Here is a 13,862-nt window from a genome sequence, read left to right as displayed (position 1 = left end):
GACAAAGTGCTCTGGAGGCCCCGCCGTCTGTGGCCTCCAGAGGGGTATTACTTTTTTCGAGATCCCTATTTGGGCTCTGTTTGAGTAAGATTTAGTCTTTTTGGGCTAAATCCATGGCATTCGAAGAACGTGTCCAAATCTTGTCCGAGGCAGAACAAGATGAGTTATATGGACCCCCCGCTTTCACCTCCGCCGACCAACGCTTCTTTTTCTCGCTGAACGATAAGGAACTGGCGATCGCTAAAAGCCTCCGTCATCGGGGCCAGCGTTACATGCTGGTGGTACTGCTGGGCTATTTCAAAGCCAAGCCGGTGGTGCTGAATCCCGGCTTTCATCAGATCAAGCAGGACCTCAAATACGTTTATCAAACCGTTCTACCAGGCCCAGGCTGTAGACCCTTTAATCTCACGCCAAAAGAGAACGAACGGATTTACCAACGTGTTTTCCAGCTCTGCAACTACCAGCGCTGGAATGTCAAAGACCATGGAGCGGCGTTGAGAGATTACTTATCCCAGCAAGCCAGAGCCTGGACAGCGCCTAGGCACCTCTTCGATGCGGCCATTGAATATTGTTCGGGGCAGAAGATCGCAATCCCTGCCTACAGCACGCTGCAAAAGATCATCAGTCAGGTGGTGGGAGACGAACAGGAACACATGGCCGCGCACCTTGAGCGTGCAATGTCACGCGGTCTTAAGCAAGCACTGGCGGAGCTCGTGAACGGCACAGGTCCACTGCCGTTCCGACAGTTGCGACAATCGGCTCGTAACTTCACCGGAACCGAGTTGGAGAAAGAACTGATTGTCTATCGCCATATCCAGCATTGGATGCCGGAAGTGGATCTGCTGTTGAGCACGCTATCACTGTCGCAGAAAAATCTGCAACACCTGGCAGAGAAAGTCGACTACTACGGTGCCAAACTGAAACGTCAAACCGTAGGCAGCCAATGGCTGTATTTATTGTGCTATCTTCAAACGCGATGGCAGCAAGCGCTGGAACGTATTGCCGATGGCTTTGTGCATCATGTCAGACAGACCAAACAGAAGGCAAAGGATTATGCGCAGGAAGCGGTGTTTAAGGATTGGCAAAAAGCAGCTAAAAATGTCAGCAAGGCAGCTGAAGTACTGCACCTGTTCATTGATGACAGCATTGATCTGCAACTACCGTTTGCAACAGTAAGACAGCAAGCACTGAGCCTGCTGACCAAAAGGGATCTGGAATCTGTATGTCTCTTCCTGAACGAGCAGCGACGATCGGTCGATGAAGCCATGTGGCAGTACTGCGACGAGAAAGAAAGTCTGCGGAAAGGTTTGCTGCGAGAGTTGTTCCTATGTCTGCGCTTCGAAGGCTGCGACGGCACCCAGCACTTAGCGGCCGCCTTGGCGAAAACACAAAACGAACTCAACGGCCAGGACGCTCAGTTGCAAACTGCCGACACCAGACTCCTTTCCAAAAAATCACGTGAATTCCTGCTGGATGGTGAAGGGAATATCCTGATCGATCGTTATGAGTGGTTCCTCTATCAACAGATTCCTGATCGCCTGAATGGCCAGCTGACGCTGCCTGATATCACTAAATACCGGGCACTCGACGCCGACCTGATCGACGGGGAACATTGGCGAAAAAACAAATATACGCTGCTTCAACAGAGCCATTTTACAAAATTAGCGGAGGAGCCTGAAAAGCTGATCAAACAGATGGCCATGGAATTGGATACCCGTTTGTACGAAGTCGGCGAATATCTTGAACAGGAAGACAACCGGAATATCATCTTGCGTAATCCGCAGGGTAAACGCTTCTGGCGCCTGCCTTCGGCCAGCAAACATCATCTGGTCAACAATCCCTTCTTCCAGCAAATTCCCACAACGGGGATTGCGGATGTACTGCGCATGGTTGATCGTGACACCGGTTTCATTGACTGCTTCGCTCATGTGCTGGGTTCCCAATCCAGAAGCCGTTCCCATGAATATGACCTGTTGGCAATTCTGGTCGGCAATGCAACCAATCAAGGCATTTACGGCATGGCACAGATCTCTGATCGTACCTATGATCAGCTCAGCACTATCCAGGCGAACTATCTTCGCCTGGAAACATTGAATGCTGCTAACGACAACATCAATAACGCGACAGCCAAGCTACCCATCTTCCGGTACTACAACATCCAGGAAGATGTGATCCACGCCAGTGCCGATGGTCAAAAGTTCGAAGCCCGGCGCGAGACCTTCAAAACCCGTTATTCGTCGAAGTACTTTGGCACTCAAAAAGGTGTTTCTGCCATGACCTTGATCGCCAATCACGCTGCGATCAACGCCAGAGTGATCGGCGCCAACGAACATGAATCGCACTACATCTTTGATTTGTTGATGAGCAATACGTCAGACATCATTCCGGATGTGCTCTCAACCGATACCCATGGGGTGAACCATGTGAACTTCGCGTTACTGGATCTGTTCGGATACCAGTTTGCCCCACGCTATGCCCAGGTTGGCAAAGTGATCAATGACATGTTTGATGTCAAGGAAGACAAAGAACACCGAATTCAGCTGTGCTTAAAAAGCCAATCAATACCCATCGTATTGCGCAGCACTGGGATACCATCCAACGGATTGCAGTATCACTTAAGCAGCGGAAAACAACGCAAGCCACCTTGGTGAGAAAGCTCTCGGAGTACAAGCGCAATCACCCGCTGCTGGAAGCCCTGACGGAATACAATCGCCTGGTGAAAGCGAATTATCTACTGTGCTACATCGATGATGCCAGTTTAAGAAACTATGTTCAGCGCGCGCTGAACCGGGGAGAGGCCTATCACCAACTGCGTCGGGCCGTGAGCAGCGTCAATGGGGATCAGTTCCGGGGCAGTTCAGACGAAGAAATCCAGCTATGGAATGAGTGCGCTCGCCTGGTCACCAATGCCATCGTTTACTTCAACTCCAGGATACTCAGCCAGCTGTTGACCAGCTTCGAATACCAAGGAGATACCAAGAGAATAGATATCGTCAAACAGGCATCCCCTGTGGCCTGGCACAACATTAACCTCAAGGGGACTTACCACTTCGAATTGAGCGAAAAATTGCCAGATCTGGAGGAGCTTATGCGCTCAATCGAGGGATATTTACCCGTCAGCGAAAAGTAATACCCCTCTGGAGGCCACGGACGGCGCGGCCTCCAGAGCACTTTGTCGTTTTTGGACGGAAAATCCCTAGAACCCCAAGAAGGCGAGCGGTGCGCTCCTCAGGGTCTGTGAAGGGCGCACACTAGGGGTCCCGCCGCAACGCCTCCGGACCGAGTGGTCCCGTCTGAAGCCTACGAGGCGGCGACTGAAATCCTGCGGACCGCCGCCAAGCCATTCGCGCTGGCGCATGTGTTGGCTCTCTCTCCTCCATTACACCGTGTGGCCGTAAAGGCGTAGGCGTCGGACCGGTGTGGCCGGGCGGTCGGGTGTTGTGGTAGTTGGACTGCGTGAACTCCCAAGCCGACAACTTTGACGACGACCAGGAAGCGACCGCCGAGGGCATTGCCGACATTGAGGCAGGCCGGACTATCAGCCACGAGGCTGTGAAAGCCTGGCTATTGTCGTGGGGAACGCCGAACGAACTGCCGCCCCCCAAGGTTGGCGATTAGCTGACGGCAACATCGGAAGGCATGTCGCTGAGCTACCCTTTTGGCGGCCCCCAAGCACCTCATGCGACCCCTTTTGGCGTAGGCCGATGCGAGCGTCTCCTTGGAGGCATCGCATGCAGCAAGGCACATTATTCACCCGGCGGACGGTCGAGCGACATTTTCGCAAACATCAAGCTCGCTGCCCGCCGGAATACCGCGAGATCCTCATCGAACGGATTCTGGCCAAACGGTGGACAGAAGCCTCGCTAGGCAAGGTCGTCGGCATTGTGGCCTCAACCTTCGCCCGCCACCAACTTACCGACTACGATCGACTTTTGGCGATCTCCGGTATGGCTCGCGCCGAGGCGCGGTTAATTGTCAGCCGCGAAGTAAGCGACATTCTAGAAAGCTGGCGCAGCACCGCGCTCCCCTAGCCAAATCGGTGGAGCGAGCCGCGCGCACGCTTATCCGCCGGTGCATGGCTATGCACCCCCGCCCCGTCCCAGCGCCCAATGCGCTAGGAGTAGCTTAAGCACTCCGCTGGCATCGTCGAGACATGGATGCCGTCGCTGCAACTCGCGACTAGGAGCTCGGATCTCAGGACGAAGGTCTCCGCGAATGTCCGGTCGATCCGCGCGACGTCCCAGGCGGGCGTTCCCTTGGCGGACATCCACGCCGCAGCGTCGTGCATCAGCCGCACAACCTCGTCGATATCACCCGAGCAGGCGACCCGAACGTTCGGAGGCTCCTCGCTGTCCATTCGCTCCCCTGGCGCGGTATGAACCGCCGCCTCATAGTGCAGTTTGATCCTGACGAGCCCAGCATGTCTGCGCCCACCTTCGCGGAACCTGACCAGGTCCGCTAGCGGGCGGCCGGAAGGTGAATGCTAGGCATGATCTAACCCTCGGTCTCTGGCGTCGCGACTGCGAAATTTCGCGAGGGTTTCCGAGAAGGTGATTGCGCTTCGCAGATCTCCAGGCGCGTGGGTGCGGACGTAGTCAGCGCCATTGCCGATCGCGTGAAGTTCCGCCGCAAGGCTCGCTGGACCCAGATCCTTTACAGGAAGGCCAACGGTGGCGCCCAAGAAGGATTTCCGCGACACCGAGACCAATAGCGGAAGCCCCAACGCCGACTTCAGCTTTTGAAGGTTCGACAGCACGTGCAGCGATGTTTCCGGTGCGGGGCTCAAGAAAAATCCCATCCCCGGATCGAGGATGAGCCGGTCGGCAGCGACCCCGCTCCGTCGCAAGGCGGAAACCCGCGCCTCGAAGAACCGCACAATCTCGTCGAGCGCGTCTTCGGGTCGAAGGTGACCGGTGCGGGTGGCGATGCCATCCCGCTGCGCTGAGTGCATAACCACCAGCCTGCAGTCCGCCTCAGCAATATCGGGATAGAGCGCAGGGTCAGGAAATCCTTGGATATCGTTCAGGTAGCCCACGCCGCGCTTGAGCGCATAGCGCTGGGTTTCCGGTTGGAAGCTGTCGATTGAAACACGGTGCATCTGATCGGACAGGGCGTCTAAGAGCGGCGCAATACGTCTGATCTCATCGGCCGGCGATACAGGCCTCGCGTCCGGATGGCTGGCGGCCGGTCCGACATCCACGACGTCTGATCCGACTCGCAGCATTTCGATCGCCGCGGTGACAGCGCCGGCGGGGTCTAGCCGCCGGCTCTCATCGAAGAAGGAGTCCTCGGTGAGATTCAGAATGCCGAACACCGTCACCATGGCGTCGGCCTCCGCAGCGACTTCCACGATGGGGATCGGGCGAGCAAAAAGGCAGCAATGACGCCGTGGCACATTGGCGACTTCCACGTGGAAGTTTCACCGAGCTGACTCGGCTGGAGCATGGGCTTGGTCATGATGCGGTCCTTCGAGTCGAAAAGCCCGGCAACCGATAATGGCTTCCGGGCAACCTTATATGAAGAAATGTCGCATGAACGGCCGACTATGGCAAACATAAACGCCAATTTGGTAGCAAAAAGCCCGCGCGAGAGTAGCGTCGCAACTGTTTGAGATTCATGATGAAAGGCGTCGCGTTAATGAAGACTCACCGTGGCGCAGCGGCAACGCATCCAACACCCAGCGACGAACAGGCGACCGCCGTCAGGGCGTCAGGTAACGGATCACTGGATCGGCATAGGCGAACGGTGATCGGCCATAGCGCCGGTCCGCAAACGCCCAGGACTTCCAGACCCGGGCGTCGGCGCAGTGGCCCACAAACAGCCACGGCCACCCGCGCATCGCCCGGGCGGTGAGGCCTGATAGTCGATGTCGATCAGCGGCCGAAGCGGTCTCGATCTGCTTGGCGGCGTAGGGCGCGGGATCACCGCCCCAACTGCGCGCGACCTCGTCGCGCAGACCCTGCGACCGCTCGCCGCCGCTGAGCACGGTCATCACCTGACGAACCAGGCCGAAATAGGCCAGCGGGTGAATGGCCTCCAAGTCGGTCCGCGGGACGACGTCGGGCGCGAGCATTTCGCTGAGCCGAAACTCGAACTGTAGCGCCTGGCTCTCGGCCGCCATCACCGGGTGGTCGCGCCGATCGGCGGTGCAGATGTGGCACCAGGGATCGGCGCCCCGATGAGGGACCGCGGGCGCGCCGCAGTCATGGCAGCTGTCGGCCAGCACCAAGCCGTGGCGAGGACAGGTGCTGGCGATCGCCAGGCGCCAGCGACGCCGATAGTAGGGCTCGGCGTCCTCGGTCAGGCAGAGGGGGCACCACTGCTGGCCCGGCCGCCGGCGGGTGCGGTGATGAATGCCCACGGGCAGCAGCCACTGGGTCGCCCCCGTGACCCGGACCTCTTCGAACAACGTGCCGACCCAGGGCCGGAAGGTCGTCAACTCCGCGACCTGCGCATCGACCCCGGTATGCGCGACCAGCCCCTCCATGAGCCGAGGCGGCGCCAGCCCGTCGATGTCGCGATTCCAGATCTGCAGCCCGGGCCAGACGGCGTGACAAAAGCTATGCAGCTTGGCGGAGTTGCCGAGCGCGATCCGCCGCAGCCAACTAGAGAGCAGTTCGTCGGCCTGCGGGCGGGGACGCCAAGGCCACAGACGCAGGTCCGACATCTCAGAGCGGCGGCAGCGAGGCGGCTCTGAGGAGGACGTCCTCCCGCTGCCGCCGAACCGATGGCCTCACATGGTTCAGCGAGCGCAGCAGCGGAAGATCAATGCGCTCTTTCTCTGAGCGGATGGCCATCAGGGCGGCGCGGCGCACCAGATAGGCGATCTCGCGCGTGGTCCCCTCCGACTCGTTGATAATCCAGGTCGCGATCTTGTCATCGGAAAGCCCGGAAGCGTGGCGAAGCGGCAGACAGGTCTCCAGGCTGTTGAGCAGGCCATAGGTCTGTTCGTTATGACCCCAGACCTCGAGTCGATGCGGCTCGAACCGGCGCTCGATCTGCGGGTCCCACCGAAGCGTGCGCAGCGCGGCGATCGTGCCGCACCCGACGATGGTGATGCCGAGGTCATTGCCGAGCAGCTTGATTGTCGCCAGCGCCTCTTCGCGTTGTTTGCGATTGCCCTTCTCGATGTGATGCAATTCGTCGATGACCAGGATCTTGACCCCGCTGGTTCGGAGCAGTCTGAGGACGTCAGGATAAAGGGTGTCGGTGCTCGCGCTCTTGCCGTAGGGCGCGTTGAGTTGCCCAAGGATCCGCACCAGCAGCCCTCGGGCAGAACCGGTCGGCCCCATGCTCACGACCAGCACCGGGACGTTGGCCTTGGACGCCCTCGGATCGTCCGGGAGGTTCTGCAACTTGGCGAAGCGCTTGACGATTTGGCTTTTGCCGATGCCCGACGGCCCCCAGATCAGGATGTGGCTGTCGCCTTCGGTCGGATAATCCTCCAGCGCCTCCTGAAGCCGCTCGGTGATCGCATCGGCGGCGGCGTAGCGGATGAAGACTTTCTGCCGGATCAGGTTGAGCCGCTGGGCGGTGTTGTCCGCCTCAAGCGCCTCGCGGGCGGCCTTGGTGAGGCGGCGGTCCTGCGAGATGAGGATCATTCGTCGATCTCATAAAAGATGTCGCGACGAACCGGAGCCTGCGGCGCTGGCGGTGCGTCTTCGGAGATGGGCGCATGCGGCGTGAGTTCGGCGGTGACTTGTTCGCCGACCCGCCGACGCTCCTGCTTCAAGCGACTCCTGTGTCGCTTCTTCGCGTTCTGTGCGTCCTGCTCCAGCAGGCGTTGGCGCTCCATTGACGCCATGATGGTCGCCATGTCCGGCTTGTCGCCGATTTGGGCGACCAACCGCTTGCGGGTCTCGTTGAACTCCCACACCGACACGTTGGGAAGGGTAATCTGCTCGCAGCGCAGCTCGCAATAGGTCCCCTCGATTGGGTGGAGGAAGTAGATGCGTGAGGCGTCGTAGGGGTTTCGGCGGACGACGAACTTGCGTTGCTCTCCAGCGTCCAGGAACGGCCGCAACACCTCGTCCCAGTATTCGATATTGTCCCAGCGCATGCCGTAGCGCTCGATCGTCCGGTCTTCGATGTCGGCGAAGTCGAGATAGAGCTTCTGCTTGTCAGCGATGATCGGCGGGAGGCCGGCGCCTGCACGCTTCTCGGTGCCATAGATGCCGCGCTCCCAGGCCAGATCCGGGCGCTGCTTGGTCGTGCTGTGCGGCCGGACGTGATACTGGCCGCAGATGAACTCGAGCATCCAGACCTCTAGCTCATCGAGGGTCATCTCGGCCGCCTCGTTCGGATTGCGGGTCTTGACCTTGTCGAAGCCGCGATCACGGGCGGTTGCTGCGGGGAGCAGCCGCATCTGGTCCATCGCCGTGCCCATGAAGCGTTCAATGATGCCGCCGAAATGGACCAGCCCTGGCGGGCGATGCTCCGGCGGCGCGATGCCGTATTCCCTGCACCCATAGAACAGGGCGCGTGACCAAAACTCAGCTGCGTTGTCGAGATAGACGCTATTGGGCGTGCCATACATCGGCCATGGGAGTGGAACGCCGACGCGCTCCAGCCACTCATCCTTGGGCGTCATCACCCGCGTCATGCACTGAGCGACGGTCGAGGCGTTTGGATATTCCCAGGTCAGCACGAACGCGAGGACGGCTCGGGTGCATTCGTCGAGCGCGATAGTGATCCAGGGACGGCCGACATGCTCACGGTCGAAAGCGCTCGCGCAGACCACGTCGACGAGCGTGTGGTCGATCTGGATACGCTCAAGTGGAAACGTCGTTTCGGGCGTCTTGCCTCGGATATGCTCGTATCGCTCACGAGCCACCTTCTTTCCGTACTTCAGGCCGACGCGCTCACGCGCCGGAACGCCGGCGAAGCGGCTTCGCAACGTGTTGTGCGAGGGCGGTATCAAGCCCCGCCGCACGCAGCGGTTTCGAATCTCGGCGAATGCGTGATGGTTCTTGGCCTCCTTGCGATGACGGCTGAACTCCAGCCGCACCTCGGTGATGACTTCCTCGACGCGGAGGTCGAGCCGCAGCCGCCCCCGCCCGCCGCTCCGCCCGCGCGGCAACAGGCAGGTCAGCGCGCCGGTATTTCGGAGGCTTTTGCGGTAGCGGTTAAATTGCCGCTTGCTGGCTCCGAACTCGGCGGCGGCAGCCTCCACGGTCGCGCTGTCGAAACGACCGCCGGCTTCCAGGCGCGCGATGATGTCGCGCCGGCGCTCGGCTTCGGCGACCTGCGCCTCATCCATCGTCGAAATGTCGAGCGGCGCCCCTGGCCCGGGTAGTGCGCGCTTCGCCTCATAGTCGCTTCTGCGATCCAACAACGGCAACCCACGTCTGAGGTCCAATCGGCTGACCGCGGTCGAGGGAGAGTTGGCCTCGCGCGACCATACGGTAGAGCACGGGCAGTAGAGCTTGAGGATTAAGACCTCGTTGTTGCGCCAGCGCGAGAATCTCGCTGATGCGGTAGCTGTCACGTTGTTGCAGGAACGCGACGCAATCCTGCTCGAATTGCACATCGAAAGGCTTGTCGAGGTGGCCTGACAACAACCGGGTGCTGGACAACCATTCGCCGCTCATCATCCGGTCGGTCACCACTCGGAAGATCGTGCCTTCTTGGGGTTCTAGGGATTTTCCGTCCAAATGCGACATTCAGACTGCTAAGTGATTGATTTATTGTGACTGGCTATGTGAAGCGCCAAAAAAGTAATACCCCTCTGGAGGCCGCGGACGGCGTGGCCTCCAGAGCACTTTGTCGTTTTTGGACGGAAAATCCCTAGAACCCCAGAGAGGCCGAGCGCGGCCGTGAGGCTTGGACGCTAGGGCAGGGCATGAAAAAGCCCGTAGCGGGCTGCTACGGGCGTCTGACGCGGTGGAAAGGGGGAGGGGATGTTGTCTACATGGCTCTGCTGTAGTGAGTGGGTTGCGCTCCGGCAGCGGTCCTGATCAATCGTCACCCTTTCTCGGTCCTTCAACGTTCCTGACAACGAGCCTCCTTTTCGCCAATCCATCGACAATCACCGCGAGTCCCTGCTCGAACGCTGCGTCCGGATCGGCTTCGTCGAAGGCGTCTATCGCGGCCCGCAACAGCGGCGAGAGCGGAGCCTGTTCAACGGTGCCGCCGCGCTCGCCGGCATCGCTGTCGCCGGCCTGCTCCTCAAGCACGGCCCCAACAGTGAAGTAGCTGATTGTCATCAGCGCATTGACGGCGTCCCCGGCCGAAAAACCCGCCTCGCAGAGGAAGCGAAGCTGCGCGTCGGCCGTTTCCATCTGCGGTGCGCCCGGTCGCGTGCCGGCATGGATGCGCGCGCCATCGCGGTAGGCGAGCAGCGCCTGCCTGAAGCTGCGGGCATTCCCGATCAGAAATGAGCGCCAGTCGTCGTCGGCTCTCGGCACCGAATGCGTATGATTCTCCGCCAGCATGGCTTCGGCCAGTGCGTCGAGCAGCGCCCGCTTGTTCCTGAAGTGCCAGTAAAGCGCCGGCTGCTGAACCCCCAACCGTTCCGCCAGTTTGCGTGTCGTCAGACCGTCTACGCCGACCTCGTTCAACAGGTCCAGGGCGGCACGGATCACTGTATTCGGCTGCAACTTTGTCATGCTTGACACTTTATCACTGATAAACATAATATGTCCACCAACTTATCAGTGATAAAGAATCCGCGCGTTCAATCGGACCAGCGGAGGCTGGTCCGGAGGCCAGACGTGAAACCCAACAGACCCCTGATCGTAATTCTGAGCACTGTCGCGCTCGACGCTGTCGGCATCGGCCTGATTATGCCGGTGCTGCCGGGCCTCCTGCGCGATCTGGTTCACTCGAACGACGTCACCGCCCACTATGGCATTCTGCTGGCGCTGTATGCGTTGATGCAATTTGCCTGCGCACCTGTGCTGGGCGCGCTGTCGGATCGTTTCGGGCGGCGGCCGGTCTTGCTCGTCTCGCTGGCCGGCGCTGCTGTCGACTACGCCATCATGGCGACGACGCCTTTCCTTTGGGTTCTCTATATCGGGCGGATCGTGGCCGGCATCACCGGGGCGACTGGGGCGGTAGCCGGCGCTTATATTGCCGATATCACTGATGGCGATGAGCGCGCGCGGCACTTCGGCTTCATGAGCGCCTGTTTCGGGTTCGGGATGGTCGCGGGACCTGTGCTCGGTGGGCTGATGGGCGGTTTCTCCCCCCACGCTCCGTTCTTCGCCGCGGCAGCCTTGAACGGCCTCAATTTCCTGACGGGCTGTTTCCTTTTGCCGGAGTCGCACAAAGGCGAACGCCGGCCGTTACGCCGGGAGGCTCTCAACCCGCTCGCTTCGTTCCGGTGGGCCCGGGGCATGACCGTCGTCGCCGCCCTGATGGCGGTCTTCTTCATCATGCAACTTGTCGGACAGGTGCCGGCCGCGCTTTGGGTCATTTTCGGCGAGGATCGCTTTCACTGGGACGCGACCACGATCGGCATTTCGCTTGCCGCATTTGGCATTCTGCATTCACTCGCCCAGGCAATGATCACCGGCCCTGTAGCCGCCCGGCTCGGCGAAAGGCGGGCACTCATGCTCGGAATGATTGCCGACGGCACAGGCTACATCCTGCTTGCCTTCGCGACACGGGGATGGATGGCGTTCCCGATCATGGTCCTGCTTGCTTCGGGTGGCATCGGAATGCCGGCGCTGCAAGCAATGTTGTCCAGGCAGGTGGATGAGGAACGTCAGGGGCAGCTGCAAGGCTCACTGGCGGCGCTCACCAGCCTGACCTCGATCGTCGGACCCCTCCTCTTCACGGCGATCTATGCGGCTTCTATAACAACGTGGAACGGGTGGGCATGGATTGCAGGCGCTGCCCTCTACTTGCTCTGCCTGCCGGCGCTGCGTCGCGGGCTTTGGAGAAATTCTTCAAATTCCCGTTGCACATAGCCCGGCAATTCCTTTCCCTGCTCTGCCATAAGCGCAGCGAATGCCGGGTAATACTCGTCAACGATCTGATAGAGAAGGGTTTGCTCGGGTCGGTGGCTCTGGTAACGACCAGTATCCCGATCCCGGCTGGCCGTCCTGGCCGCCACATGAGGCATGTTCCGCGTCCTTGCAATACTGTGTTTACATACAGTCTATCGCTTAGCGGAAAGTTCTTTTACCCTCAGCCGAAATGCCTGCCGTTGCTAGACATTGCCAGCCAGTGCCCGTCACTCCGCGGTCTTCACTGCGTGATCGAGTTGATCGACACCCGCCGTGACACGCTCCATGAAGTGCCTGCCTGCGTCTGTTAGCCGAACGCCCCGCGCATGGCGCTCAAATAGCAGGACACCAAGGTTATCCTCCAGCGCTTTCACACGCGCGCTGACGCTCGACTGGCTGATACCAAGTGCCTTGGCCGCATGCCGAAAATTCAGATGCTCGGCGACGGCGATGAACTGAACAAGGGAAATGAGCGGTATCCTGCCAGACAGGATACCGACATTCACGAGGTTTCGATGGTTAGTGCGCCGCATCGGAGCGGGCCTGCTACCAGTCGTCGGTTAGACGACTGGCGACTTCTCGGTGGCAGCCCCACGGAGCCGAAGGAGCACCAGCCCCAACGAAACCAGTACCGCCATCGCCGTGGCGTAACAGATCACGGGCCACGCTGTGTCACCGTTTAAAAGTGCCACCGCCAATGTCCCGACAATGCTGACTATCAGGCTTTGAACGCAGAAGTAGAACGCGACCGCTGATCCCGCGATGTCGTCGAACTCTGCCAAAGCGCCGTTCGCGGTAACGGACACCGTGAAGACAATACCGACCGCGACAACCCACATCGGTAGGATGAAGGTGAGGAATGACGGCGAGCCGTAAAGTTCGCCGATCCCCAACAGGACCGCTCCGCAAACAAGCAACGCCATCCCACGCGCCACGCATCCTGCGATGCCCCATCTGGCGACAAAGGACTTCGCGAAACGGGTTGTCACGATCATTACAAGCGCGACAGTGGCGAAGGCAAAGCTGAATCCGATCTCGGAATATTCCGCTTGGCCTATGAGCACACGGGGAGCCGTCGAGAAGAAGACGAAGTAGGTGCCCATACCGGCGCTAAAGCCGACAGTGTAAACCCAAAAAGCCGGACTCGCGAAGATCGGCAAGACAGATCGGCGCGTCTTGACTTGATCCAGAGGGCGGGTTTCGTGCCACCTGAAACCCGCATTTAGGAGTGCGAGCATCGCCAGTATAGCCAAAGTAATGAATATCGCCTGCCATCCCAAGAACTCGCCGATCAATGTTCCGGCGATAGGGCCGAGCGCAGGCACGAACGCCAGCATCGAACTGAAAAGGCCGTAGATGACGACACCCTCAGGACGGTTGGCATAAACGTCGCGAACCGTCGCGAACGTCGCCACCAGCATGGCCGACGCGCCCACTGCTTGAAGTAGACGGAAAGCGACAAAGGCCGGTGCAGTTGAAGACCAAGCTGCTCCCAGAGACGCAATGACGAAAGCCGTTGCGCCCGCAAGTAGAATTGGCCGTCGCCCGATTCTGTCTGAGAGCGGACCAAAAATCACCTGGCCCACGCCGAGCATCACCATATAGAGGCTCAACGTGAGTTGGATCATAGCGGGCGTCGTGTTCAGGATGCCGGGCATCGCTGGAACGACAGGGAGATAAATATCCATCGCCAGTGAAGCGAGGATGTCGAAAGGAGCCATCAGCAGCAGTGCTGCCGGCAGCGTATAGGCCCACGCGGGGCGTGTGGTGGTCATGACGAATCAACCCTCGATTAAGGAATACCGGGCGACGTCTGCTCGTCAGCAATCAGATGAGACTAGCCTTACAGAGCGCCGCAACAACAATACTGGTTGTTGCGGCTTACTTGTCTGCTGACTTGGAATTTCCCAT

Annotated in this window: 11 protein-coding genes and 2 pseudogenes; 3 read left to right on the top strand and 10 right to left on the bottom strand. The window is 59.6% G+C overall.

Features of this window, described 5'->3' with window-relative positions; all coding sequences use genetic code 11:
- The first annotated feature begins 113 nt into the window (after positions 1–113).
- Both FE240_RS15705 and FE240_RS15700 read left to right on the top strand, forming a co-directional pair.
- Positions 114–3,130 (top strand): annotated as a pseudogene (locus FE240_RS15705) (Tn3-like element IS3000 family transposase).
- 601 nt (positions 3,131–3,731) lie between these two features.
- Complete coding sequence (locus FE240_RS15700; RefSeq protein ID WP_001183923.1) at positions 3,732–4,031, top strand: DUF2293 domain-containing protein; 300 nt, start codon at positions 3,732–3,734, stop codon at positions 4,029–4,031.
- Between the two features lie 83 nt (positions 4,032–4,114).
- Here the strand turns inward: FE240_RS15700 and FE240_RS15695 are convergent, their stop codons facing one another.
- The 7 genes from FE240_RS15695 to tetR(A) all read right to left on the bottom strand — a co-directional run bounded on the left by FE240_RS15695 (position 4,115) and on the right by tetR(A) (position 10,607).
- Positions 4,115–4,357, bottom strand: a complete 243-nt coding sequence (locus tag FE240_RS15695) for a hypothetical protein (RefSeq protein WP_000376617.1) — start codon at positions 4,355–4,357, stop codon at positions 4,115–4,117.
- Positions 4,358–4,483: 126 nt separating this feature from the next.
- On the bottom strand, positions 4,484–5,323 hold the full coding sequence (gene sul1, locus FE240_RS15690; protein ID WP_000259031.1) for a sulfonamide-resistant dihydropteroate synthase Sul1: 840 nt from the start codon (positions 5,321–5,323) through the stop codon (positions 4,484–4,486).
- A gap of 378 nt (positions 5,324–5,701) precedes the next feature.
- Positions 5,702–6,667, bottom strand: a complete 966-nt coding sequence (locus FE240_RS15680) for a TniQ family protein (RefSeq protein WP_015460530.1) — start codon at positions 6,665–6,667, stop codon at positions 5,702–5,704.
- A gap of 1 nt (position 6,668) precedes the next feature.
- The gene (locus FE240_RS15675; RefSeq protein ID WP_015460531.1) at positions 6,669–7,601 is read right to left on the bottom strand and encodes a TniB family NTP-binding protein; all 933 of its coding nucleotides are present in this window, start codon (positions 7,599–7,601) and stop codon (positions 6,669–6,671) included.
- The gene (locus tag FE240_RS15670) at positions 7,598–9,331 is read right to left on the bottom strand and encodes a Mu transposase C-terminal domain-containing protein (RefSeq protein WP_157034217.1); all 1,734 of its coding nucleotides are present in this window, start codon (positions 9,329–9,331) and stop codon (positions 7,598–7,600) included. Before FE240_RS15670 ends, FE240_RS15675 begins: the two co-directional genes overlap by 4 nt.
- Positions 9,309–9,662, bottom strand: a complete 354-nt coding sequence (locus tag FE240_RS15665) for a hypothetical protein (protein ID WP_226798853.1) — start codon at positions 9,660–9,662, stop codon at positions 9,309–9,311. Before FE240_RS15665 ends, FE240_RS15670 begins: the two co-directional genes overlap by 23 nt.
- A gap of 294 nt (positions 9,663–9,956) precedes the next feature.
- Positions 9,957–10,607 (bottom strand): tetracycline resistance transcriptional repressor TetR(A), encoded by a 651-nt coding sequence (gene tetR(A), locus FE240_RS15660; protein WP_001493764.1) that lies wholly within the window; start codon positions 10,605–10,607, stop codon positions 9,957–9,959.
- A 105-nt stretch (positions 10,608–10,712) separates the two neighbouring features.
- Between tetR(A) and tet(A) the strand changes: the two genes are divergently transcribed.
- Positions 10,713–11,912, top strand: coding sequence for a tetracycline efflux MFS transporter Tet(A) (gene tet(A), locus FE240_RS15655; protein ID WP_032153701.1), 1,200 nt, complete (start codon positions 10,713–10,715; stop codon positions 11,910–11,912).
- Here the strand turns inward: tet(A) and FE240_RS15650 are convergent.
- From FE240_RS15650 to floR, 3 genes and pseudogenes are all read right to left on the bottom strand, one after another.
- Positions 11,858–12,067: pseudogene (locus FE240_RS15650) on the bottom strand (IS91 family transposase); the annotation flags it as partial. The gene tet(A) and the pseudogene FE240_RS15650 overlap by 55 nt on opposite strands.
- A 111-nt stretch (positions 12,068–12,178) precedes the next feature.
- Complete coding sequence (locus tag FE240_RS15645; RefSeq protein ID WP_001100557.1) at positions 12,179–12,457, bottom strand: LysR family transcriptional regulator; 279 nt, start codon at positions 12,455–12,457, stop codon at positions 12,179–12,181.
- A gap of 54 nt (positions 12,458–12,511) precedes the next feature.
- Positions 12,512–13,726: a chloramphenicol/florfenicol efflux MFS transporter FloR gene (floR, locus tag FE240_RS15640; protein ID WP_023300759.1), complete on the bottom strand. Its 1,215-nt coding sequence runs from the start codon at positions 13,724–13,726 to the stop codon at positions 12,512–12,514.
- Positions 13,727–13,862 lie beyond the last annotated feature (136 nt).

It is taken from the genome of Aeromonas simiae (genome assembly GCF_014892695.1).
In the GTDB taxonomy this organism is placed as follows: Bacteria; Pseudomonadota; Gammaproteobacteria; order Enterobacterales; family Aeromonadaceae; genus Aeromonas; species Aeromonas simiae.
This window is presented reverse-complemented; position numbering and strand designations above follow the sequence as displayed.

What these genes read in the sequence shown, in the direction of transcription:
- floR (WP_023300759.1), bottom strand. Translation starts at nt 13,726, where the DNA reads ATGACCACCACACGCCCCGCGTGGGCCTATACGCTGCCGGCAGCACTG.
- FE240_RS15665 (WP_226798853.1), bottom strand. Translation starts at nt 9,662, where the DNA reads ATGTCGCATTTGGACGGAAAATCCCTAGAACCCCAAGAAGGCACGATC.
- FE240_RS15700 (WP_001183923.1), top strand. Translation starts at nt 3,732, where the DNA reads ATGCAGCAAGGCACATTATTCACCCGGCGGACGGTCGAGCGACATTTT.
- FE240_RS15675 (WP_015460531.1), bottom strand. Translation starts at nt 7,601, where the DNA reads ATGATCCTCATCTCGCAGGACCGCCGCCTCACCAAGGCCGCCCGCGAG.
- FE240_RS15680 (WP_015460530.1), bottom strand. Translation starts at nt 6,667, where the DNA reads ATGTCGGACCTGCGTCTGTGGCCTTGGCGTCCCCGCCCGCAGGCCGAC.
- sul1 (WP_000259031.1), bottom strand. Translation starts at nt 5,323, where the DNA reads ATGGTGACGGTGTTCGGCATTCTGAATCTCACCGAGGACTCCTTCTTC.
- FE240_RS15695 (WP_000376617.1), bottom strand. Translation starts at nt 4,357, where the DNA reads ATGGACAGCGAGGAGCCTCCGAACGTTCGGGTCGCCTGCTCGGGTGAT.